Source organism: Bacteroides sp. ET336, from assembly GCF_024733815.1.
Taxonomy (GTDB): Bacteria; Bacteroidota; Bacteroidia; order Bacteroidales; family Bacteroidaceae; genus Phocaeicola; species Phocaeicola cellulolyticus.
This window is the reverse complement of record NZ_JANRHK010000012.1, coordinates 47,199-73,313: the sequence shown is the minus strand read 5'-3', so window position 1 is coordinate 73,313 and position 26,115 is coordinate 47,199. Positions and strand designations below refer to the sequence as shown.

General features: G+C 40.0%; 15 protein-coding genes. 7 read left to right on the top strand and 8 right to left on the bottom strand.

Features of this window, described 5'->3' with window-relative positions; translation table 11 throughout:
* Positions 1–7 precede the first annotated feature (7 nt).
* Positions 8–3,217, bottom strand: a complete 3,210-nt coding sequence (locus tag NW213_RS11410; protein ID WP_258322860.1) for a TonB-dependent receptor — start codon at positions 3,215–3,217, stop codon at positions 8–10.
* A 581-nt stretch (positions 3,218–3,798) separates the two neighbouring features.
* Here NW213_RS11410 and NW213_RS11405 point away from each other — a divergent pair.
* The 5 genes from NW213_RS11405 (at position 3,799) to NW213_RS11385 (ending at position 10,697) form a co-directional block, all read left to right on the top strand.
* Positions 3,799–4,794 carry a fimbrillin family protein gene (locus NW213_RS11405; RefSeq protein WP_258322859.1) on the top strand — a complete coding sequence of 332 codons (996 nt, stop codon included), beginning with the start codon at positions 3,799–3,801 and terminating at the stop codon, positions 4,792–4,794.
* A gap of 29 nt (positions 4,795–4,823) precedes the next feature.
* Positions 4,824–6,389: a fimbrillin family protein gene (locus tag NW213_RS11400; protein ID WP_258322858.1), complete on the top strand. Its 1,566-nt coding sequence runs from the start codon at positions 4,824–4,826 to the stop codon at positions 6,387–6,389.
* A 13-nt stretch (positions 6,390–6,402) separates the two neighbouring features.
* On the top strand, positions 6,403–7,962 hold the full coding sequence (locus tag NW213_RS11395; RefSeq protein ID WP_258322857.1) for a fimbrillin family protein: 1,560 nt from the start codon (positions 6,403–6,405) through the stop codon (positions 7,960–7,962).
* 65 nt (positions 7,963–8,027) lie between these two features.
* A complete protein-coding gene (locus NW213_RS11390) occupies positions 8,028–9,656 on the top strand; it encodes a fimbrillin family protein (RefSeq protein WP_258322856.1) in 1,629 nt (542 codons plus the stop codon).
* 129 nt (positions 9,657–9,785) lie between these two features.
* Positions 9,786–10,697, top strand: coding sequence for an Rpn family recombination-promoting nuclease/putative transposase (locus tag NW213_RS11385; protein ID WP_258322855.1), 912 nt, complete (start codon positions 9,786–9,788; stop codon positions 10,695–10,697).
* Positions 10,698–10,780: 83 nt separating this feature from the next.
* On the opposite strand, the gene gltX is transcribed toward NW213_RS11385, so the two are convergent.
* A complete protein-coding gene (gene gltX, locus NW213_RS11380; protein WP_154043516.1) occupies positions 10,781–12,298 on the bottom strand; it encodes a glutamate--tRNA ligase in 1,518 nt (505 codons plus the stop codon).
* Positions 12,299–12,384: 86 nt separating this feature from the next.
* Between gltX and NW213_RS11375 the strand changes: the two genes are divergently transcribed.
* On the top strand, positions 12,385–14,442 hold the full coding sequence (locus NW213_RS11375; protein WP_258322854.1) for an HD family phosphohydrolase: 2,058 nt from the start codon (positions 12,385–12,387) through the stop codon (positions 14,440–14,442).
* A 94-nt stretch (positions 14,443–14,536) separates the two neighbouring features.
* Here the strand turns inward: NW213_RS11375 and NW213_RS11370 are convergent, their stop codons facing one another.
* The 4 genes from NW213_RS11370 to priA form a co-directional block, all read right to left on the bottom strand.
* On the bottom strand, positions 14,537–15,772 hold the full coding sequence (locus NW213_RS11370; protein ID WP_258322853.1) for an anaerobic sulfatase-maturation protein: 1,236 nt from the start codon (positions 15,770–15,772) through the stop codon (positions 14,537–14,539).
* Positions 15,773–15,950: 178 nt separating this feature from the next.
* Positions 15,951–16,418: a low molecular weight protein-tyrosine-phosphatase gene (locus NW213_RS11365; RefSeq protein ID WP_258322852.1), complete on the bottom strand. Its 468-nt coding sequence runs from the start codon at positions 16,416–16,418 to the stop codon at positions 15,951–15,953.
* On the bottom strand, positions 16,415–17,125 hold the full coding sequence (locus NW213_RS11360; RefSeq protein WP_258322851.1) for a phosphatase: 711 nt from the start codon (positions 17,123–17,125) through the stop codon (positions 16,415–16,417). Before NW213_RS11360 ends, NW213_RS11365 begins: the two co-directional genes overlap by 4 nt.
* Before the next feature lie 142 nt (positions 17,126–17,267).
* A complete protein-coding gene (gene priA, locus NW213_RS11355; RefSeq protein WP_258322850.1) occupies positions 17,268–19,730 on the bottom strand; it encodes a primosomal protein N' in 2,463 nt (820 codons plus the stop codon).
* An 85-nt stretch (positions 19,731–19,815) separates the two neighbouring features.
* Here priA and NW213_RS11350 point away from each other — a divergent pair, with 85 nt between their 5' ends.
* Positions 19,816–20,793 carry a Gfo/Idh/MocA family protein gene (locus NW213_RS11350; RefSeq protein WP_258322849.1) on the top strand — a complete coding sequence of 326 codons (978 nt, stop codon included), beginning with the start codon at positions 19,816–19,818 and terminating at the stop codon, positions 20,791–20,793.
* Positions 20,794–20,843: 50 nt separating this feature from the next.
* Here NW213_RS11350 and NW213_RS11345 read toward each other — a convergent pair whose 3' ends face one another.
* Together NW213_RS11345 and NW213_RS11340 are read right to left on the bottom strand one after the other, a co-directional pair.
* Positions 20,844–24,443 (bottom strand): glycoside hydrolase family 2 TIM barrel-domain containing protein, encoded by a 3,600-nt coding sequence (locus NW213_RS11345; RefSeq protein WP_258322848.1) that lies wholly within the window; start codon positions 24,441–24,443, stop codon positions 20,844–20,846.
* 69 nt (positions 24,444–24,512) lie between these two features.
* Positions 24,513–26,096, bottom strand: a complete 1,584-nt coding sequence (locus NW213_RS11340) for a sulfatase (protein ID WP_258322847.1) — start codon at positions 26,094–26,096, stop codon at positions 24,513–24,515.
* Between the last annotated feature and the right edge of the window lie 19 nt (positions 26,097–26,115).

The following is a 26,115-nucleotide window of genomic DNA, read 5'->3' as shown; positions in this document are numbered from 1 at the left end:
TGTATTTTTAGAATCCCAAATTCACACCGAAACTGATTGTATATGATCTCGGATATGATGAGAAGTCCAATCCAGGTGTCAAGGCACTGTTACGTACTGATACTTCAGGATCGTAGCCCGAATAACTTGTCAATGTCCACAAGTTCTGTCCAGCTAAATATAGGCGGACATTACTCAATCCAGCCTTGGCAATCATAGCTTTTGGGAATGTATATCCCAAAGTAAGAGTCTTAAGTCTTAGGAACGAGCCATCCTCCACTATTCTTGATGAGATCACTCTGTTCGAACTTGAAGTTGTAGCAGCCGGGATATCACTGTCAGGATTTTCCGGAGTCCAACGGTCAGCATAACTTGCATATTGGTTCAGCTCGCGTGCCCTATTGTTTGAGCTTTCAAAGAACAGACGATTGGCATTCATAATATCATTGCCATACGACCATTGGAAGAATATACTCAAGTCAAAACCTTTATATGTAAAATTATTCGTAAAACCACCGGTATGTATAGGAAGTCCGCGTCCTATTATAGTACGGTCATTTGAGTCAATAGTTCCATCACCATTCAAGTCCTTATATTTAGGCATACCCGGTTGAGTATTGTTCTCTGTAGAGAAATGAGGTATTCCGTTCTTCAGAGTATAAGTTTCACCGGACTTGTTGAAGTCATCATATTTATAAGTGCCCTCATACACATATCCGTACATCATCCCCATAGGCAATCCAACCTTTGCTATATAACTTGTCTGCGAATTATAATCCTGGTCGAATGTAGCTGCTGTCAACAGGCTTGTCTGATTTTCCGCCAATTCCAATACTTCATTCTTATTGAACGCAATATTGAAATCAGTTGTCCACGTAAAATTCTTGGTAGTAATATTCTTAGTACTCAAGCTCAATTCCAAACCATCATTCTTCACCTTTCCGATATTCTTTGTTGCACTATAGAAACCAGACGACAAAGGCACAGAGGCATTGAGCAGAAGATCACGTGTGACCTTACGATAAACATCTGCGGTAAAGTTGATTCTTTCTCTGAAGAAGCTCAAGTCTATACCCACATTCCACTGTTCTGTAGTTTCCCATTTAAGGTTATCATTACCTATAGCTATAGGCACTGTTCCCACTGTAGTATTATCACCATTAATAGGATATACGCCACTAGGGACACTACCGTTTGAAATATAATCACCTAACTTTGATTTCAATGCCTGCATCAATGCATAATAATCATATTCACCAATACGGTTATTACCGGTCAATCCCCAACTGGCACGCAACTTACCGGAGTCAAGCACCTTTCCAAGAGGTTTCATAAAATCCTCTTCCATAAAGTTCCATGCCAAAGAAGCAGAAGGGAAATAGCCGTATCTGTTACCTTTACTGAATTTAGAAGAACCGTCGGCACGGAATGAAGCGGTAGCATAATATTTTGACTTGTAATTATAGTTCAATCGTCCCAAATAAGACATCATTGACCATGAAGTCTTATACGAATTAGTTGTATTTGCCTGTCCTTCATACATTCCTGCCATACCCAATGATTCATTTGGAATATGTGTAGTACGGAACGAATAATACTCATAATCTGAATTCTGGAAAGTAACACCAACTAAAGCATTGAAAAAATGCTTTCTTTTAATATTTGTCTGATATGTCAACGTATTTTCATTCAACCATGTAAGGCGTTCATTACGTATCACCTGTGCATTTACTTTATCAGTTGATGTCGGGCCACCATAACGAGTCTTGGAATTGTTAAACTGGTCATTCTTACGCGAGTCGTAAGTATAGCCGCCAGAAATCTTCAGTTTAAGTCCTTTCATTATCTCATAAGCCACATAACCGTTTATCTGCAGATTGTTGATATAATTTTTCCTATATTCATTTTTCAAAGATAATATAGGGTTGAAACGGTAGTCATTACTATTATCTACGGCATCATCCATTACATTATCCATCAATGAGCTAAGAGGTTTGTTAGGGAATGTAACAGGTCTGTAACCCCACACACTATAGAACAAGTTATTCATACCACTATATGAATTTTCTGAAGGTGTCGAGCCAGTCTGTATGCTTCTGGAATAGTTAGTAGTAAGACTGATATCCAGTTTATCTCGCTTTACCACAGTATTTGCTCTCATCTGAAAACGCTCAAATCCGGTATTCAACAGCACACCCTGTTGGTCATAATATGAAGTAGAGGCATTATATCTCACCCCCTCTGTTCCTCCGGTCAGACGAAGACTATGATTATGCTGGAATGCAGTACGGAAAATTTCATCCTGCCAGTTATACTGTTCTATATTCTTATAATCGTCAAGCGTCCATTGCTTTCCTTCATACATCATCAGATAACCTCCATTCTCGGATGTCACCTGTGTAGGATACATTTCAGCCTGTAATTTAACAAACTCGTATGCATCCATCATCGGAATTTTACGTGAAGCGTTATGCATAGTCACACTTCCATCGTATGTAATCTGCGGTTTTCCTATTGTACCCTTTTTAGTTGTAATTATAACTACACCATTCGCTCCACGTGCACCATAAATAGCCGTTGCCGAAGCATCCTTCAATATATCAAGCGATTCAATATCCGAAGGGTTTATTGTACTCGCCATTGCTGCATCTTCAACTGGGAATCCGTCTATGACATACAGAGGCGAGTTATCCTGTGTCAAAGAGTTATTACCACGAATCACAATATTCATGCTTCCACCAGGAGTACCTTCAGAAGATGTTACGTTCACCCCGGCTACACGTCCTCCTAGAGTCTGATCAAAAGAGCCAACCGGCGTATTAAGCAAATCATTCATATCAGCTTTAGCAACCGATCCGGTCAAATCTTTTTTCTTCACCTCCTGGTAACCAACAACTACCACTTCCTCCAAAACCTCCGCGTCTTCTTTAAGCACTATAGACATTGGTTTAGTAACATCCACTTTGATTTCAAGTGTCTGATAACCAATATAAGAAACTACTATCACGGCATTTGCATCCGGCACAGTTAATGAGAACTTTCCCTCCATGTCTGTTATAGTTCCTTGATTAGTTCCTTTTACCAGAATACTCGCTCCGATGACCTCCAATCCGGTATCATCGATCACCGTACCTCTGACAAGACTTTGCGCCACCGCTCCGGTGACTGCAACTAAGGTTAACAGCAATACACTGAAAGTCCTCTTCCATTTTAAAAATTCTTGGAATCCAGTTTTCATAAAATAAAATTACATTAAGTTTATTTTCAAGGTTTATTTCTGCAAATATATTAAAAACTAACTTCTAATATTTGATAAAATAATTCATGATTAGTACAAAATAATACAAACAATCTTACAAATAACGCCACAAAGATATATTTTTTTATTAAATACTATAGGATACACATATTTAATATATAACAATATAGTTTTATACAAAAAACCTCTCCTCTCCAACCCTTTATTTGATTTTTATCATAATTGAGCGCAAGTTAATAAAGTTTTTTCAAATATGCTAATATTTTATTCCCGAAATAAAGTAAATGATTGCTACTATATAAACATGGTTGAATATATTTTAATGATGGTTATACTCAAAATATATATTAAGAGTAAATATATAGCCCAAAAAGTAAGTATTTCTTAAAAATGTACTATTATTGCACTAATTTTGAATTATTTGTGTATATAAAAATACATTTTTTATTATTATATTTGCAATTGGAACGAAATATAATATTTAGAAAAGTTCGCGTAGTACTTTGTTATTTTTGTTTCATACAATGAACAAAATCATTAGAAATCTAATCTTAATTAATATGATAAATAAACTTTTTTATTTTTTCATTCTTGTGTTTTTCACAGCGTCACTGTCTTCATGTAAAAAAGAAGATAGTTCCAGTAATATTTATGACAAAGCATATCCGGTCATAATAACAGCAAGAAGTCTTGGTTTCGAAACAGACCAGGCACCGGAATCATATCTAAAGGGTGAAAGCCTAGGTGTTTCAATGCTAGAAAACGGCACCGATAATGTTGTGACTCCTTATACTAATATCAGATATATATCTGATGGTGTAGGATCCTACTTAAATGCGGCAAACAACGATTCTACTATATACTTGCCTAGTACCGGAGAAAGTATGGACTTGGCTACATATTTCCCTAAAGTAAATGAAATCACAACAGATGTAGCTATTGACCTTACTGCCAATCAGGAATTCGGAGCAAAACTTCAATTCGGCAGAATAAACGGTCTAAACAAAGAAAACAGAAAAGCCGAGCTGAAAATGAAAAATGCCCTTTCATTGATAACAATGGATATTGACCCATCCGCATTTGCAGATAATACCGATATTAATGCCACTATTCAGGAAACACCGATAAAAGGGAATATGAATATATATAATGGTAAATTTACAGCAACAGAATTTGGCCAATTAACTATGGCTAGCGGCAGTTCATTGTCCAGAGCCACCAATACCGTAAGATTTTATACACTTGTCTTCCCTGTAATTATAAATAACCAGGGAAGTGAAGGAAGCACGGACAATAATATACAGGCTGACAACATAACAATAGTCATCAAAATCACTAAGACAAACGAAGCTGGAGAAACAGAAACAAAAGAAATCCCTGTAAGCCTTGCCAATCATATATCAGCAATTGAAAGTGCCACAAATACTAATTTCAGTATTACAATAAATGAAAACGGCGAACCTGATATCAAGGTTACAAACACCAACTTCACTATTGATGACTGGATAAACAACGGAGGCGGAATTGAAGTTGACGGTAATGAAAGTATAAAATAAATAACGGCCTTTAAAAACACTATAATCTCATGAAAAAAATTTATAAGACTCTGATATTAGCCTTAATAGGCGTCAATTGTTTCACTTCCTGCAATAAGGATATTGAAGGAGAATATAACAATGACTCCAATAAGGAGAATATAATAAACTTTACAACAGGGATTAACAGCTTGTCACGTACAAGTATTGCAGACGGCAATTTGAACACTTCATTTACAGCCAATGACTCAATAGGTATATTCGTATATGAAGGAGATGATATAATTGCAAAAAATGTGAAATACGTTTATAACGGAAGCAGCTGGACTTCAGAAAATCCATTAACAGCAAAAGATGGTGTTCAATACAAGTACTACGCGTACTATCCTTACAGAAATGGAGTGGCAGACATCACAGCCATTAGTGTAAACGTAAGTGAAGACCAGACAGCAGGCATCAGTAATGAAGATTTCCTTACTGCAAGAAATGAAACTTCTGCTGCCGGAGCTGAAAACATTTCGCTTAACTTCTCACACTCATTGAGCATGATACAAGTTGGTATAAAAGACGGTGTAACAGCTGATGCCAACGCAACTATTACACTTGAAAACATTTTACCAGCTGTAACTGTAAATGCAAAAACAGGAGAGATTTCAGCTGCAAGCGGAGAAACTGTTTCCATAGAGATGAAGAAATCAGAACAAAAGATGGAATACAGGGCCATTATTCCGGCACAGGTCATAGTGGCAGGCTCTAGATTTATGTCAATAACAGCAGACGGAAAAACATACGATGTAAATGCTCCCTCAGAAATATCTCTTAATAAAGGTCAGGCTCTACAAATAACTGTAAACAGCCTTGTTCCTCTGCCTGAAGGAGAACAGATTACTATAGGTGGAGCAATCAATGATTGGGGCAACGGAGAAAACCCAGGAGAAAGTGAAGTTATAGAAATACCATTGATAAAAGCCATAGGAACAGAACTTCCGGAAGTAATTGCCGACACAAGAAACTTCACAGAAGAGTCCTGGTTCAAGATGGTTCAAAGTGATGCCGAAAGAGCAAGATCCGCTTTTGAAATTGTAGAAGATAATGCAACTACATGGGGCAAAGCCATAAAGTTGACATACAATATAAACAATGAGGAAATAAACAACAGTTGGTACAAGGCTACTATAGGATATAACCACGCAGAACCTATGTACGTTACAGACGATACACATATTTATAAAGTCACTGCCAAAGTCAAAGCAGATGTTTGTGATGGAGGTTCTACAGTTTCTACACTAGTGTTCACATGCAAAGCTAAAAGCAGTGAGAGATATACTTATTCATTTGCTGCAAGTACCAAACCTGACACATTCACCGCAACTACAGTAAGCAAGAAGCCGGCCAGCGCAGGGACATGGGAAGAATTTATCTTCTACATAAACTTCAAGCAGTTAAGTTCAACTGTCGGTAGCGGAATAAATGGAACGGATGATAAAAAATTCTTTGTTGATGCTACACCGGAAGATTATAGCGGATTTGATTTAAGGGTTTATACCAACAATTCCAGCCTGCAACCGGTGATATACATCAGCGACGTAAAAATTGAACAATATAAGAACGAATAAATATTAAACCATTATGACCAGAATATTAAATAAGATATTCATTACAGCCATAGCGATGTCTGCTATGACAGCATGTAATAAAGACGAACATCCGTCAGATAATGGCTACGTCAATTTCTCTATGGGAATTGTCACTACACAGTCATCAAGAACATCGATGGCTGACGACAGCCACACTGCAGCATTCACAGCAAACGACGCTGTAGGTATATTCGTAAAAGACGTAGCTTCATACTCAAACATCAAATATACCACTACAGACGGAACATCCTGGAGCGGAGCCGCGATAAAAATTCCAGAAGGAACGGAATACACTTATTATGCATACTATCCATACATGGAAAATGCAACAACATCTATAAATTACTCTGTTTCAACGAACCAGGATGCTGAAGGATTTATAAAGAACGATTTTCTGTACAGCACGGCCACAAGCAGCGAAAGCAATGTTTCTTTATCCTATAACCACGCATTATCATTGGTTGAAGTAGAACTGGTGGATTTCGGTGTTACAGAAGGCGCGACAGTGGAAATGCTGGATATCGCAACAGACGCTACTATTGACCTGAGTACACAAAGCATAACAACAGGAACTAGCAAAGCCTATATCACAATGGATGCATTGGCAACTCCATTGAAATATCGTGCCATCATTCCTGCACAGACGATTGCCGCTTCTACTCCTGTATTCAAGATAACTGCTGCAGGAAAGACTTATCATGCTCAGTATTCAGGCGAAATAAAATTTGAACAGGGAAAATATCTGTCATTGACAATAACATTAAATGAAAAAGGAGAACCTGAAATAACCATCAATTTAGACTCAAACATAAATGATTGGACGGAAGGTACTGAAAACGATGGAGACTCATCAGTAGAAGAGGTTATTGTTCCTCTGATATTACCACTGGGCGACCAGCTTACGGAAGTAATCAAGAAATTTGATTTGGGTTCCGACACATGGGTGAAATACATTGACAATACAGACTACAATACTGTGGCGGCATTCGAAATACAGGAAGACGAAACCACTGAATGGGGTAAATACGCGTCATTGCAATATACATCAATTTTCGGTGATGAGCTTTCCTCTAACAGTTATTACAAGGCTGCACTTTCATATTATCATGCCTCACAACTGGATATGTCGAAGACAACAATATACAAGTTGTCGATGAAATTAAAGACGGAATTAAGCCAGTCAGCTACTGCTGACGGTGAGCTTACGCCAAACGGAGCCTCAAAGATTGTGATAACTTGTAGAAATGCTGACAGTTCCTCTTCATTTGCAGCATCTGCAAATCAGAACTTTACAGCAACATCTGTATCCAAAAAACCTGAAGACAATAATTGGCTTGATTTTACCGTATATATAGATTTCAGTAAAAAAAGTACGTCAGTCGGTACAGTTCCTGCATCAGGTGAAAAGAGTTGGGTAAATACGACTTCAGACGATTACTCAAAATTTGATTTAAGGTTCTATACAAACAATAATGCATCAGCTGAAGTGCAGAAAGTTGTTTCAAAGATTTATATATCCGATTTGGTTATGGAACCATACATATCCGAATAATAAAACAAGACCTTTTTACTAAATATAAAACTTAATTTGTCTAATTTACTAAAATTAATACTGAGATGACTACAAACTTTAGACTTTTGGCTATGGCAGCCGTAGCGATGCTGGCCATGAACTCTTGCGTAAAGGAAGAGAACTTAAACAGCGGTGATAAGAAAGGTACACCGGTGGAATTTGAAATGGGAGTTAATTCTGTATCCAGAACTAACACTCCGGACGATGGATATGCTACTACATTTGTAGAAGGTGACGAGGTTGGTATATTTGTTTATAACGGTGAAACTCCTGTTGTAAAAAATGCTCATTACAAACTTAATGCAGACGGAAAATGGGTAGCACAAGGTGAAGCTATCACTGCTGAAAAAGGTGTTTCATACAGCTATTATGCATATTATCCTTACAATGCAGAAGCAACTGACGCAACTTCTGTTAGCCTGACTGTAGCTGGCGACCAAACTACCGGTTATACAGGTAGTGACGCCTTAATGGCCAGATCTGTAAATGTTGCTGCCGGGACAACAACTGTTCCATTGAAATACTCACATGCATTTGCTTTGGTGCAGGTTACTTTAAAAGGCGATTTGGCCGCTAAAGATGCTACAGTAACTTTGCAGAATGTGTATCCTACAGCTGCCATTAATCTTAAGGATAGTATAATTAAAGAAGCAGCAGGAGCATTAGGAACAGTAGCAATGAAGGCTTGTTCAACCCCTTTTAATTATCGTGCTATCGTACCGGCACAGACTATTACTAAAGACAATGGAATATTGACAACCTCTTCAAACGGTAAAAACTATAAATTTACTTACAGTGTAGATGTTCCATACGAAAGTGGGAAATTACGTCAGTTCAATGTCACTTTAGGAGCTACACCTGATAAAACAACTATTGAAATAGATGAAGGAACAATCTCAAATTGGGAAGATGGTAGTACTGTTGAGGGAGGAGAAGGTAACACAGAAGAAATAGTACCAACATATATTAATCCTATTGGTAGTACTTTAGCTGATGTTATTAATGCCCCAAATTTCGAAGAAGATATTTGGTTTGGTCTAAAACAAAATGCCAATACTCCGGGAGTCGAATATAGCATTCAAGATGATGGCTCTACAGATTGGAAAAAAGCTATTTGTTTAAAATACACTTCAACTTGGGACTACGATTATGATAACGGTAATGACACAGGTGGAAATCCAAAACCAAAAGGAAAGAAATTCACTGATAGCTGGTATATAGGGACTATTGGATATTACCACTGTTCTACTGAAGTTCCTGTTAATCAAGGTATTTATAAAGTGTCATTAAAAATAAAAGGGGAATTAGATACTCAATATAATGAAATGTCAAAACTTGTATTTACTTGTAGAAATGCTAAAAATAACGCTTCGTTTGCTATCTCTAAAAGTACAAGCGAAGGGACTTTCACAGCAACTACAGTAACTATAATTCCCGAAGCAAACAAAACTTGGGAAGATCTTGTTTTATATATTAATTTTGCAAAAAAGAGTGAAAAAGCGCCTGGTGGCAATGTAGAAATGACAGATTCAGACTCTACAGACTTTACTAAATTTGATTTACGCGTCTATACAAATAATCCTGTAAAGACTACTCCTGAAGGTGAAGATTTATCAAACACAGCCACAATCTACATCTCAGACGTTAAGATGGAACCTTACGTAGCAGAATAATCTAATATAAAAGATATCTCTAAACGAGGATGAGCCAATGACTCATCCTCGTTTTTTTCGTTCACTCCCCAAACACTTTGAAAAACAAAATCTTATACTTACATTTGCAAAAACCTAAATTTTGTAATTATGGGAAATTATATCAGATTCGACTGGGCAATGAAACGCCTGCTTAGGGACAAGGCTAACTTTCAGGTACTGGAAGGACTGCTCACTACCCTACTGAACGAAAAAATAACCATAAAGAACCTGCTGGAGAGCGAAAGCAATCAGGAAGAGGAATTCGAAAAGTATAACCGTGTGGATATGCTGGCGGAAAACTCAAAAGGAAACCTTATCCTGATTGAGGTGCAGAACAACAACGAATATGCCTACTTCCAAAGAATGCTTTTCGGTACATCGAAACTGGTGACTGAATACATAAACAGAGGAGAAGGATACGACAAGGTAAGAAAAATATACAGTATAAATATTGTCTATTTCACTCTAGGACACGGAAAAGACATTGTTTATCATGGAAAGACTGAATTCAGAGGAATTCATACTAACGATGTACTGGAACTGAGTCCCTTCCAAAAACAGACATTCAAGGTGAATGAAGTAAGCCAACTTTATCCGGAATATTATATCCTGAAAGTAAACGACTTCAACAAAGTGGCAAAAACTCCGTTAGAAGAATGGATTTACTACCTGAATACAGGCGAAATACCGGAAGGAGCAAATGCCCCGGGACTTGACGTGGTTAGAGAAAAACTCAAAATAGACAATATGACTAAAGTAGAGAAAGAAGCATACTACAGACATCTTGACAATATCGTGATTCTGAGAGACAATATCAACACCGAAAGAGCGGAAGGTAGAGCAGAGGGAAGAGCAGAGGGAAGAGCAGAGGGAAGAGCAGAGGGAAGGGCAGAGGGAATAGCAGAAGGTGAAAAACTAAAACAAATGGAAATTGCCCGTAACATGAAGAAAATTGGTATGGACTTAGGCACAATATCTACAGTCACCGGGCTATCAGAAGAGGATATAAGAAAGATTTAATCTCATTCGAAAACAAAAATATGGCATGCCCCAAGGATTTATCACCCTCGAAGCATGCCATATTTGTTTTATTATTATGAAAATCACTTCAGAACTTCAACAGCCCTGCGCATACGTCTTACTGTTTCTTCTTTTCCAAGAACAGATGAGATGTCGAACATATGAGGACCCTTACCCTCGCCTACCAATGTAAGACGGAAAGCGTTCATAATATTACCGGTATGGTAGCCCATATCTTCAATCCACTTCATAACGACTTCTTCCTGATGAGTCAGAGAGAAATCATCCAAAGACTCAAGCAAGTCAGCAAGTTCAGTCATACACTTGGCTGAATCTTCTTTCCAGCGTTTCTTCACTGTCTTTTCGTCGTATTCTTCAGGAGCAACGAAGAAGAACTTACAAGTGTCCCAAAGTTCTTTTACGAAACTTACACGACCCTTCATCAGTCCGACTACTGTAACCACTGTTTCCATCGGAACATCAATACCATGTTCTTTTATCACAGGCATAAACAGTTCGGCAAGTTCCTTGTCGTCCTTCATTATTATATACTCATGGTTAAACCAACGAGCTTTTTCGTAGTCGAATTTAGCTCCGGCTTTGCTACAACGGTGCAAATCGAAGAGTTTTACCAATTCGTCAAGCGACATGATTTCCTGATCGTTACCCGGGTTCCAGCCCAATAGAGCAAGGAAGTTTATAACAGCTTCAGGAAGATAACCTGATTCGCGATAACCGGAAGACACTTCACCTGTCTTAGGATCATGCCATTCCAATGGGAATACAGGGAAACCAAGGCGGTCGCCGTCACGCTTGCTCAACTTACCGTTTCCGTCCGGTTTAAGAAGCAAAGGCAAATGAGCGAACTCAGGCATAGTGTCTGCCCAACCGAATGCTCTGTAAAGAAGTACATGAAGAGGAGCAGAAGGCAACCATTCTTCACCACGGATTACGTGAGTAACTTCCATCAAGTGGTCGTCAACGATATTTGCAAGATGGTATGTAGGAAGCTCGTCGGCCGATTTATACAGCACTTTATCATCAAGGATAGACGAATTGATAACCACATCACCACGGATAATATCATTTACATGTACATCTTCGTTAGGTTCTATCTTGAAACGTACTACATACTGTTTTCCTTCAGCAATAAGTGCATCAACCTCTTCCTTACTCATTGACAATGAGTTGCGCATTGAAAGACGTGTAGAGGCATCATACTGGAAGTTAGGGATTTCCTTTCTCTTGGCATCAAGTTCCTCAGGAGTATCGAAAGCAATATAGGCTTTACCGCTATCAAGCAAAACCTGAACATATTTCTTATATATATCACGACGTTCCGACTGGCGGTAAGGTCCGTAGTTTCCACCAAAACTTACGCCTTCATCGAATTTGATACCCAACCATTTGAACGATTCGATGATATACTCCTCCGCACCGGGAACGAAACGGTTTGAGTCAGTATCCTCTATACGGAAAATAAGGTCTCCGCCATGCTGACGGGCAAAGAGATAATTGTACAAGGCAGTACGCACACCGCCGATATGCAACGCACCTGTAGGGCTAGGCGCGAAACGAACTCTTACTTTTCTTTCTGACATATTGATTTTCAACTAAAAATGTTTTGCAAAAGTAATCTAAATTTCCCGTTTTTTGCTTATTTTGCAGCCAAAAATATACTTTGGTTATGAAAACTTCACTGAAAGACAATACTTTCTCATACAAAGAACTATTATTCAAATGTGCAATCTTCATTGTCACTGTTTCCGTCATAGTCTATTTCATGCCTAAGGAAGGCAAATTCAACTATCAGTTCGAATTGAACAAACCGTGGAAATATGGTTTGCTACAGGCTTCATTCGATTTCCCGATATATAAAGGAGAAGAACAGGTAAAAGCAGAACAGGACAGTATCCTGAAGTTTTATACTCCTTATTATCAGCTGAATACTGAGACATCGCAAGAAATGATCTCAAAGCTGAAAAAAGACTATAGCGAGAAAGGTATGATAATAAAGGATTATGCCAATTATCGCAGACATGTGGAAAACACACTGAAGGAGATATATGAAACAGGAGTCATCTCGCCTACAGACCTTGAAGAGCTCAAAAATGAGGGAGCAACAACGATACAGGCCATCAGTCATAATACGGCTGTACAAAGGAGTGTTGACGAACTTTACACCATAAAAGGAGCATACGAGAAGCTTATAAATTCTGATACCATACATTTCAACAGAATTCTGTTGCAGCAATGTAATCTGAACGATTATATCACTCCAAACCTTATTTATGACTCGGAGAAATCCATGACAGCCAGACAGGAACTTCTGTCGAACATTTCATGGGCTACCGGATTCGTCATGAACGGACAGAAAATAATCGACCGTGGAGAGATTATAGACCAGAAGAAGTTTGACATTCTGAAATCCATGCAGAAAGAATGGAACAGCAGAAGCGAGACTGTAACGGAAAAACGACTCACGCTATTGGGACAAATTCTGTTTGTGTCTATAATGATAGCTTTGTTTATGGTATATCTTGAGATATTCCGTTGCGATTTCTATAAAGTAAGGGGTAAACTATATCTCCTGTTCAGTATCATCACTGTATTTCCGGTCATAGCATTCGTTATGGTGGAACATGCATTCTTAAGTGTATATATAGTACCGTTCGCTATGATACCTATGCTTATCAAGATTTTCCTCGACTCGCGCACGGCATTCATGGCGCATATAGTGACAATATTGCTTACATCAATAGCACTGAGAACACCGCATGAGTTCATTCTTTTGCAGGCCGTAGCCGGTATGGCGGCGATATACAGTCTGAGGGAACTGTCGCAACGCTCACAGTTGCTTAACAGTGCACTGATAGTGACGCTGACATACTCACTGCTATATCTTGCTCTTGACCTTGTACACGTAAGCGAAATAGCACAGCTGAGCACTTATGTATATATGAACTTCATAATAAACGGTCTGCTACTGCTGTTCACATATCCGTTACTGTTCATACTGGAAAAGACCTTCGGATTTACATCGAATGTTACTCTTGTAGAACTTTCGAACATAAACACGAAGCTGATGAGGGAAATGTCAGAAACGGCCCCCGGTACATTCCAACATTCACTGCAGCTTGCCAACCTTACCGCTGCTGCCGCCAACCGCATAGGTGCTAACAGCCAATTGGTACGTACAGGAGCAATGTACCATGACATAGGCAAGATGTTGAATCCTGCATTTTTCACAGAAAACCAGTCTGGAGTCAATCCGCACGACCAGCTAAACTACAAACAGAGTGCACAGATTGTGATAAGCCATATCACAGACGGACTGAAACTTGCGGACAAGTATAACCTACCAAAGGTGATAAAGGAATTCATCAGCACTCACCACGGCAACGGGCTTACAAAATATTTCTATATTTCGTATCAGAACGAGCATCCTGACGAGGAAGTTGACAAGACAGTTTTCCAATATCCTGGACCTAATCCTTTCACAAAGGAACAGGCTATACTTATGATGGCAGACTCGGTGGAAGCGGCTTCAAGAAGTTTGCCTGAATACACAGAAGAGAGTATTTCCGCCTTGGTAGATAAGATTATAGACTCGCAGGTACAGGAAGGCTACTTCAAGGAATGCCCTATCACATTCAAGGATATCGCTACTGTAAAGAGTGTGTTCAAAGAAAAGCTGAAAACAATGTATCACACCCGAATAAGTTATCCGGAACTAAAGAAATAGTTTGAGTCACACGTACGTGTGACGGTAGTAACACGAACGTGTAACAAGTGTGACACGAACGTGTAACGATCGTCACACGAACGTGTCACTGTATCTATTCTTGTACGATTTCTCCATTACGTATTGCCTCCATAACATTTGCAGGGGCACGCTGTGCAAGCAGTTCTTTCTTCATATAGTCCATATAAGGAGCCACATGCTTGAAGAACTGGTAATATCCCTTACATAGGTAGTTTAGTCCCGGCTCTCCGGTTGCTGTCTTCGCAAAGCGGTTCTTAGGGCAGTCACCATTGCATGCGAACAGGAACTCACACTCCTTACACTGTGTAGGCAATGATTTCTGTTTCATCAGTCCGAACTCCTGCTGTCTTTCGCTGTACATCATCTCCACCAGAGTCTTCTGGTAGATATTACCCAACTTATATTCAGGGAATACATAATGGTCGCACGAATAGACATCACCGTTGAACTCCATCACTCCGGCATGTCCGCATGTCTTAGCCATAGAACATACGCCCGGTTGCTCCCCTACCCAGTTGGCAAGTGTGGAATCGAATATCTGTATGAAGTACTGTCCAACATCGTTCTTCACCCATTCATCAAAAAGTCTGCAAAGGAAGTTTCCCCACTGCTCAGGTGTAACAGAAAAATCCGCCAGCTTATCTCCTTCCTGCATAGGAGATGCAAGATGGCGACCGTCACTATGCTTGAATATTCTCTCTACGATTGGTGCGAACTGGATATAATGGCAGCCTATTGACTTGAAGAAGTTATAGAACTCCACCGGATAATCGGCATTATAGTCGTTCACCACAGCCATGGCATTCCATTCCACTCCATGTTTGTTAAGCAACTCAATACCACGCATAACCTTTACGAATGAAGGCAACCCCTGCTTGTTTCTGCGGTATTCATCATGAAACTCCTGAGGACCGTCTATAGACACCCCCACAAGCCAGTTGTTTTCCTTGAAGAACTGACACCACTCATCGGTAAGCAATGTACCGTTAGTCTGAATGCAGTTGTCAATAGTTCTTCCGCCGGCATACTGTTTCTGAAGTTCCACAGCCTTCTTGTAGAAACTTAGCGGACGCATCAATGTTTCTCCGCCATGCCATGTGAAAAGCACTTGAGGCATAGTCTGCGAACCGATATATTCCTTTATGAAGCGCTCAAGTAGTTCATCACTCATCACGTGCTTCGAAGTGTCCTTATATAAATTCGATTTTTCCAGGTAATAGCAATAATCGCAAGCCAGATTACATACCGCTCCGACAGGTTTTGTCATCACATACAACGGTTTGGCAAAAGGTGCAAATGTTTGTTTCATGGTGTATAATATTGTTTTTATCTTACTAATGATGCAAAGGAACTGAAATATGAGAGTATGTGCAAATAATATTTTGATATTTTATTTATGTAAGAGAACAAAGAAATCCTATTGGAAAATACTTTTTATATAATCATTATTTATAAATATACACTCTTATAGTAGAGATTATATATAATTACAATTTCCCTTTAATTTCCTCCAACAACCCCTGACAGGCATCTTCCAGTATATCCAATACATTCTCGAAGCCTTGTGCCCCGCCATAGTAAGGGTCTGGAACATAATCAACCACCTTAGTACGGCAATAGTCTGTCATACGGCCAATCTTCTTTTCCGATTCAATGTCCGGAGCCATATCACGAAGATTTGCTATATTGCGGTCGTCCATACCAAGAATGAGATCGAAATTATAGAAATCATCTGTACATACCGGACGTGACAGATGGGTAAGTCTATAACCCCTGCGTGCTGCGTGCATGCGCATACGCTCGTCGGGCAGCTCGCCACGATGGTATGAACTTGTTCCGGCAGAATCAACTTCTACTTCCTTATCAAGCCCTTCTTTTCTCAAAAGAGTACGCATAACTTCGTCTGCTGTAGCAGAACGGCATATATTACCGAGGCACACAAAAAGTATTTTCATTTTCCTATATACTGTTTAAATCGTTCTACATCAGTGTTCATTATCAGTTCTTCAGGGAATTCCGTCTCTGCCAACAGTTGCATGGCATAGCCATACTCAGCTATATCGAAAGAAATATGTGCATCGCTTCCAAGGATGACCGGAACTTCGTATTTCTTGCACAATCGCAGAATTTCCAAGTTATTGCTTCTTGCCTCCGGCTTGTTACGGCATGGTTTCAATGAGCTATTGTTTATCTCCAGAAGTGTGTGATGTTCTTTCGATGCCAAAACCAGAGGTTCAAAATCAAGACTTGCGGTTCCGTCTCCCGGATGACTTATGATATTGATGTATGGATTTGAAATCACATTAACCATGCCATGAGTGTTCTGCTCCTTAGTTCCGTGGGTATAACATAGCGAGTGTATTCCCGCAATACGAATATCCAACATACGGAGATAAAACTCATCCATGTCTATATTACCGTCGAAATCGGTTATATTTATCTCCGCACCAAGAAGGAGTTCTATACCGTACATCTGTCTTGGTACGACATGCAGGTTTCGGAAATAAATAGGATCACATGTTCCGGGAATACCGGATGAATGTTCTGTTATTCCCAATAGTTTCAATCCCTTTGCTGCAGCCGCCTGTGCCATTTCCTGCAATGTACTGAAGGCATGTCCGCTTGCTATGGTATGGGTATGTACGTCTAATTCTATATTCATATTCTTAGTTGTTTGTTAATATTAGGTAACGAGTTGACTAGATGACAAGTTGACGAGGTTTGCCGTCTGGATGGAGAACCTTTCTATTAACTTGTAACTGAAGCCTTGTAACTGTTTTCTTGTAACTGATACCTTGTCAATTCTAATACGGATCTACATCATAATACACCATCAACGACTTGAAACGCTCATCTTCCATTATAGCCCTCTGCACCTGCTGGAGGTATGTGCGTATTTTCGACATTGATGCCTGCTGTTCAACTTTTATTACTATCTTCTTGATAAACAGTGTCTGTATTCTTCCCACCGGAGGACGGTCAGGACCAAGGATTCTGTCACCTAGTCCGTTTCTCAGATAGGACGCCATACAGTCGGCAGCCTGTTCCAGTACATCTTCCTTACGATGCTTGAGATATACATATATCAATCTGTAGAACGGAGGATAACGGAACATACTTCGTTCGGCACACTGTTCATCATATAGCGCATTGTAATCATTGGTCACTACCTGATGTATGAGCGGGATGTCAGGCGATTTGGTCTGAAGTACCACCAGACCGCGTTTGTTCTTACGGCCTGCCCTACCCGACACCTGAGCCATAAGCTGGAATGCTCTCTCGTACGAACGGAAGTCGGGATAGTTGAGCATGGAATCGGCATTCAGAATACCTACTACACTCACTCTGTCGAAATCCAGTCCCTTGGAAACCATCTGCGTACCGATAAGTATATCTGTCTTTCCATCCTGAAAATCGTTGATAATCCTTTCATAAGCAGTACGAGTGCGGGTGGTATCCATATCCATACGTGCCACAGCAGCATCGGGGAATATCTGTTTTATATCGTCCTCTACCTTTTCTGTTCCGAAGCCGCGGTTCACAAGTTCCACTCCTCCACAAGCCGGACATGACTTGGGTACACTGTATGTATATCCGCAATAATGACACGTCAGCTGATTAAGTCCTTTATGATAAGTAAGACTCACGTCACAGTTCTTGCATTTCGGCACCCATCCGCAAGTACGGCACTCTATCATAGGCGCAAAACCGCGACGGTTTTGGAAAAGGATAATCTGTTCCTTATTCTCCAGTGCTTCTCTCATCTTCTGCAAAAGAAAAGGAGAAAAATGCCCCGACATACGCCTTTTACGCGCCAGTTCCTTTATATCAACGACCTCTATTTCCGGCAACTGTATCTGCTGGTATCTTTCCTTCATTTCTACCAGAGAATACTTTCCATGAGTAGCATTATAATATGACTCCATACTAGGTGTAGCAGTACCGAGAAGAGTTTTAGCACCATATAGTGATGCAAGCATTATTGCCGCACTACGGGCATGATAGCGTGGAGCCGGATCCTGCTGTTTATACGATGTTTCATGTTCCTCATCTACTATCACCAGTCCGAGTCTGCGGAAAGGAAGAAAGACTGACGAGCGTACACCGAGTATCACGTCATAGTCATTTTCAGTAAGCTGCTTCTGCCATATCTCCACACGTTCCGCATCAGGAAATTTTGAATGATATACTCCAAGACGTGAACCGAAGATTCTCTTCAACCGTTCGGTTATCTGCGTGGTAAGGGCAATCTCAGGAAGGAGATAAAGCACCTGCTTTCCTGCCTTGATTACTTCTTCTATAAGATGTATATATACCTCTGTCTTCCCGCTGGCTGTAACTCCATGAAGAAGACAGATATTTTTCTGATGGAATGAAGACATAATCGAGCGGAATGCATTTTGCTGAATTTCATTAAGCGGATTCAAAGGAACTGTCTCTGTCTTTCCGGCAGTAAGACGTCCTATCTCGTAGTTATAGGTTTCGAAAATATGTTTGTCAATAAGGCCGTTCAGAATTGATGATGATGCACCGGAAGCCTCCAGAAGTGTCTTCTTTGAGACTTCAGTCAGGAGTTTTCCTTCCTGCATCCATCCGGACAACTCTATATACTTCATCAGCAGAGCAAGTTGCTTGGGAGCACGGGCCAGAAAATCAAACTGTTTCTGAAGGACAGCCTCATCGCGCATGCTGTCCTGCAAGCGTACACGGATTTCTGTCTTCGGTTTATAGTTACGTTTCAGTTCTTCCTTCACACGGATAGCATCTTTCTCCATCAGCGATTTTATTGCCGGCAGTATATTCCTGATATTTCCGGCACGCTCTATCTGTGTTATACACTGCTCTGTGTCAACACTCAGAATATCAAGTATGCGCTGTTCCTTAGGTGAAAGAGGTTCATCTGCCACAAAATCTGGATTATATTCCACCACAGTCTCACTCTCCAGCTTCAAGCCTGAAGGAAGAGCGGCCTTATAGACATCACCAAGCGTACACAGATAATATTCTGCCATCCATTTCCAGAAGGCCAACTGGCGGTCCAGCATTACAGGTGTTTTGTCAAGTACCTCGGAAATATCTTTTGTCTCGTAATTCTCAGGTGCAGAATAATGTATTTTCACTACGATGGCAGTATAATACTTCTTGACTCCGAAAGGAACTACTACACGACATCCTGTCTCTACCTGTTCCTCAAGCGACTCAGGTAAAGAGTATGTAAACGTATTTGCAATGGGAAGCGGCACTATGACATCGACGAACTTTTTCATACCGCAAAGGTACAAAAAAGGACATGCCGTTGTCTCTAAATATTCCCAAACTTTTATAGCTTTGCAAAAACTAAATCTATAAATAATGAAAAAATATAAGATAGGTATAATCGGTTGCGGCCATATAGCCGAGAAGATGGCTGCCACCATCAATGAAATGCAGGAAACCGAAAGCTATGCCGTAGCATCAAGAAGTATTGAAAAGGCACAAGCTTTTGCCTCAAAATGGAATTTCAGCAAGGCTTACGGTAGTTATGAGGAATTGGTTGCCTACAGTGAAATCGATCTGGTTTATATAGCTACACCGCACTCGCACCATTACGAACATGCACGCCTGTGTATTCTGAACGGCAAGCCTGTATTGTGTGAAAAATCATTTACCGCCAATGCACGTCAGGCAGAAGAACTTATACGTCTGGCAGAAGAAAAGAACGTATTCATAACTGAAGCCATTTGGACACGCTACATGCCATTGTCCGTGAAAATGAAGGAACTGCTGGACGAGGGAGTTATCGGAAAGCCTTATACCCTATCAGCCAATCTTGGATATGTAATTGCAGGTAAAGAAAGGATTGCCAGGCCTGAACTTGCAGGAGGTGCACTGCTTGATATAGGTGTTTATACTCTGAATTTTGCCGCAATGGCTTTCGGGAGCGATATAAAGGAAGTACATTCAGCATGCCAGCTGACCGACACCGGAGTTGACGGACAGGAAAATATCACTCTGTTCTATAACGATGGCAAGATGGCATCTCTGCAATCATCCGTTTATGCCCAGACAGACAGAATGGGGGTTATCTCGGGGGATAAAGGTTTCATGGTAATAGAAAATATCAACAATCCTGAATGTATAAAAATTTTCGGCAAGGACTATAAATTGAAAGCTGAATACAAGGCACCTGAACAGATTACAGGTTTTGAATATCAGGTAAGAGCTTCCATCGAGGCTATCGAAAAAGGATGGAAAGAATCGCCTTATATGCCACACAAGGAAACTATAAGACTAATGCATCAGATGGATGCACTGCGAAAAGAATGGGGAGTGAAATACCCTTGTGATTAATATAAAAATGCCACAAACCGATTGTCAGTTTGTGGCATTTTCTGATTTTATCAGTCTGTGTATGATATTCTCAATTTATAACTGAAAGGCATAGGAGCAATCTTATAAGTATCCAAAGTAGTCGGTCCGCAACTTCCGTTTCCGAGACCTCTCACCTGTGCATCAAGATGAAGTACTATATACGGACGCTTCTGCAATTCCCACATATGTTTGGCATTCAAAAGATCGGCATCAGTATATCTTAAGGCTGAGAATGAAACTGAACCTTCAGTTTCTATACATATTCCGCAACCGTCTTTTCCTGTCAGCTTCAATTCACGCAAAGACTCACGGTTACCCATACTCTGCGGTTTCACATATCTTTCCACCATTTCGTCAACAGTAGTAGAATAACGTCCTATCATACATCCATCCTTACGGTCAATATAATTTTCCCAAGGTCCGTAAGCATAGTAATCTACATTATCAAGGCCTGCATTTACGGCGCATACCAATCCGGCACGATAAAGTTCCTTAGTCTTAGGAGTAAGCTTGACATCCATATCAACTATACCATTAGGAAGGAATGTATATATGATTTCAGAATCACAAAGCGATCCGCCACGCATTGTAGTGACCACTACCCTTCCGTCAGACTCCTCTACCACGTTGCATGTTCCTGTCGGTTCAAGACCGTTGTCTGTAACAGAAGGACCACGATCGTTTTCTATGTAACGATGATTATCATACAGGAATCCTTGTTTTCCGTATATCACATCAAGACCGTTTATACGCAACTCTGTCATACGACCTGTAGAAGTGTCAAAAGCGGCAAAGACAAAAGCATTGCCCACTGTTATTTCCTTCTCATTCTTTTCGACATTCAGTTTTCCTACTTTGCTGTTCGATCTAAGAGCAGGAAGCATGCTTCTTGAAGAGAGTTCGAACTGTTTCTGTGCCACCAAATGTCCGGCATCCGACCATTCTGTCGGTCTGGTATTGCGAACATAAAGATTCAGCATGACTTCACTTCCATTCTTTTCTGCGTTACGCAAGTTTGTTCCCGAAAGTTTCAATGCGAAATCCTGAGACATATCTGGAGCAATAGCAGGCAGAAGCATACTGTCTTTTCCTACTATATTTCCGTTCTCTACAGTTTCCCAAATCAGTTCATAACCGTTCAATGTAATGAAATCGTATGTATTGTTTATATTAACCGATACTGTGTTCTTCTTTACATTCTTTTCTGCAAGAGCAAACTTAACATACTGATAAATAGCCTTAACTTCCTTCAGCTTAGGCGACTCATGACGAGTGGCAGGAACTATACCGTTAGAACAGAAGTTACCCTGATGAGGACCAGGGAAATCATATCCCGTATGGAGACGTCCTTCATAAGTGCCGTTCAATATGTCTTTAGGTTCATATATAGCCTGATCCACCCAGTCCCATATAGCTCCACCGATAGTGGAACTACTGCTTTCAATACTTTCCCAGTACTCTTTCAAGTTACCGATGGCATTACCCATAGCATGGGCATACTCGCAGATAAACATTGGTTTGTCGAACGAATTGACATACTGATCCATCCACTCCATACTAGGATACATCTTGGAATAAAGGTCGCTGAATCTGTTTCCACCGTATTCCTTACCGTCGCGTGTACTTTCGTGATGTACAGGGCGTGGGTCAAGACGTTTTGCGGCATCATAACAAGCCTGGAAGTTATTACCGCCTCCACACTCATTACCAAGACTCCAGAATATCACACTAGGATGATTACGGTCGCGCAATACCATACGGTCAATACGGTCAACAAAAGCAGGAATCCACGAAGGCATATCGCTTATCGACTGATTTGCATGGTCTTCAAGGTCAGCCTCATCCATAGTATAAAGTCCGTAATAATCGAACATGGCATACATCTTGGCAGCATTAGGATAATGCGATGTACGGATTGTGTTGATATTGTTTCTCTTCATCAGCAACACATCCTCAAGCATTGACTCAGTAGTAACAGCACGTCCGTACAACGGATGAGTGTCGTGTCTGTTCACTCCCTTGAAGAAAACACGTTTTCCGTTGATATAAACCAAAGAGCCGCGTATTTCTATATCACGGAATCCATATTTTGTAGAGAATGCCATTTCATCCTTACCTCCGTTACGTTGTATGACAGAAACTGTATAGAGATCAGGAGTCTCTGCAGTCCAAAGCAACAAATTCTTCAGATTAAAACTTACATTCAACTTATCAGTACGTTTCTTTCCTGTGAAACTTACAGAAATAGTCTCTTCTGCAACAGTTTTTCCTGAAGGATCAGAGAGTCTTACCACTATATCCTTCTCACCGGTCTTTCCGTCACGGTTGTCAAGAGTAAGCTCTACATTCATCTTTCCATCCTTATAACCTGATTCAGGAGTCAGTTCGGAAGTTATATAATGATCTCTCACACTTACCAAAGGAGTGGAATAAATGAATACATCTCTGAAAATACCGCTCATACGGAACATATCCTGACATTCCAGATAAGAACCGTCGCTCCAGCGGAACACCTGTACTGCAAGCTTATTGTCTTTCTCTCTAACAAACTTCGTGATATCAAATTCTGCAACATTATTAGCTCCTTGTGTGTATCCAACGTATTTACCGTTTAAATAAACCAATGCAGCACTGTATATACCTCCAAACTGAATAAAAGTACGTTTTCCGTTCCAGTTATCAGGCAAATCGAAATATCTCACATACGATCCGACCGGATTTATACCGTAATTCTTTCCACCGTCATTGAAACCTTTGCGGGCATCAATATAAGGAGGAGTGTTAGAATGAGGATACTCTACATTACAATATATAGGTCTGTCATATCCGTGCATTTCCCAGTTTGACGGAACAGGGATAGTAGCCCAGCTTCTTACATCATAATCCTCTTTATAGAAATCAAGAGGACGTTCCGAAGGCTGCGATACAAAATTAAAAAACCAGTCACCGTTAAGCAATTCCACAGATTTACTCTTGGCATAAACCCATGGTGTAGCATAAAACTCCCTGTCAGCTACCATCTCTGCCTCGCTTTCATAAGGAGTATAAGTGGCATGACCTTTTTCCTTGTTTTCAGCAAACATGGTTTCGTCTTCCCAATATACTTTTTCACGTGCAGCAGTCTGGGAAGATGCTGGTGCTGCAACCTTTGTTTCGGTAATTATGAAAAGTGCTGCCTCATCATTTTTTGCTTTATCGGCATCCATCATAACTACACTGCCATCGTCCTTACATACAGCCATCCAATTAGCCTTGTTCGATGGAATCAAACGTACATATTTTCCTTCCGGCTGAATAAGCCAAAGCTGCATTTCGTCTGAGCCGTTTGTCTCTACAGCCTGGACAAAGCCGTTATCTCCTGCCTGTATCGCCAGATTGTCAAACGGATTGACCAATCTGTAACTGCCGGACAAGTCTGCAATAGACCAAAGTTGTGCCTTGTCTGCTTCATTGGCTGCAGAAAGTTTGATTTTAGGAGCTACTCCAGCGTAAGTCCAAACCTTACCCTTATACTTTACGGAGCTTACTGAATACAATTTCTTACTGTCGAAACGTTTCTGTGCATTAAGCCCCGCAAACATAAAAGCAAATGCCAACGTAGCAAGAATAAATAATAAACGATTTCTCATGGTAATAAAAAGTTTAAAAGAAGTGGCAAAGTCAATTTCATGGCAATGTCACTTCCTGATTATACAAATTTATAATTTCTCTTTAAGTTTCTCTTCAATAGGGTCTTTATACTGAGCCTGAAGTTTTCTGAGTTCTTTCATCATGTCTTCAGTTATCTGTTCATAACCTTCCTTACCGTAAAGATTATTCATTTCCTTTGGATCTTCCTGTAAATCATAAAGTTCCCAGGAATCAATATCATTATAAAAATGAATAAGCTTGTATCTCTCCGTACGAACACCATAATGGCGTTTTACCATATGTTCTGCAGGATATTCATAAAAATGATAGTAAAGAGACTTTCGCCAGTCGGCTGGTTTCTCACCTTTCAATAAAGGAAGTAGCGATACACCTTGTATATCTTCCGGTATCTCAGCACCCGCCAAATCAAGGAATGTTGCGGCATGGTCTATATTCTGTACCATCTGAGGAATTTCTCCTTTTGCTTTAGTCTTGAAATCATCCGGGATACGCATTACAAGTGGAGTACGCATAGATTCTTCGTACATGAAACGTTTGTCGAACCATCCGTGTTCTCCCATATAGAATCCTTGATCTGAAGTATAAACTACGAGAGTATTCTTCAATAAACCTTTCTGTTCCAGATAATCAAGCAACTGGCCAACATTGTCATCGAAAGATTTCAGCACCTTTGCATAATCGCGCATATATCTCTGATATTTCCATTCTGCCAGCTCTTTTCCCTTTGGATTCTTTTTATAGAACTCATCAATGATAGGCTGATAGAAATCTTCATAAACCTTACGGTCTTCAGGATCAAGCCTGTTAATCATAGCCTCGTACGTTGACTTCAGACGGCTATCTTTATCGGCTCTATACATCTTTGTATCATACATGATATCCATATCCTTAAGGATGCTCATTTCCTGAGTTTTTGCAGCTTCACGACCTTCATAATCATCATAGAAATTATCAGGCATCTCAAAAGTCTTGTCTTCATAGAGAGACAGGTATTTCAATTCAGGCAACCAGTTGCGATGACAAGCCTTATGATGAACAAACAGACAGAAAGGTTTATTCTTATCTCTTTGATTTTCCAACCAATTAATACTCTTTTCAGTAATAATATTGGTCAGATAACCTTTCTCCTCAATAGTATCGTTATTCATTTCTATAAAGCGAGGATTATAGTAGTCGCCTTGTCCGGGAAGTATTTCCCAATAGTCAAAGCCTGTTGGCAGACTTTCAAGGTGCCATTTACCTATGATTGCAGTTTGATAGCCCGCTTTTTGAAGCAATTTTGGCATCGTCTGCTGTGAACCGTCGAAAACACATGTTGTATTATCATAAAATCCGTTAGCATGACTATGCTTTCCTGTAAACATACATGCACGGCTCGGTCCACTGAGTGAATTGGCAACAAAACTATTTGTAAACTTCACGCCGTCTGCCGCAATACGGTCAAGATTGGGAGTTTCCACAAAACGATTGTCATAACAGCTCATCATCTGCGATGTATGATCGTCAGTCATTATATATACAATGTTATACTGTTGTTCCTTTTCTTTTTTTTCTTCGGAACATGAAGTTGCCGCTACTACAGCTGCTGTTCCTGCAATATAAACCGGCAATCTATTATACATGATTTTCATGATATTATTAATAATTAAA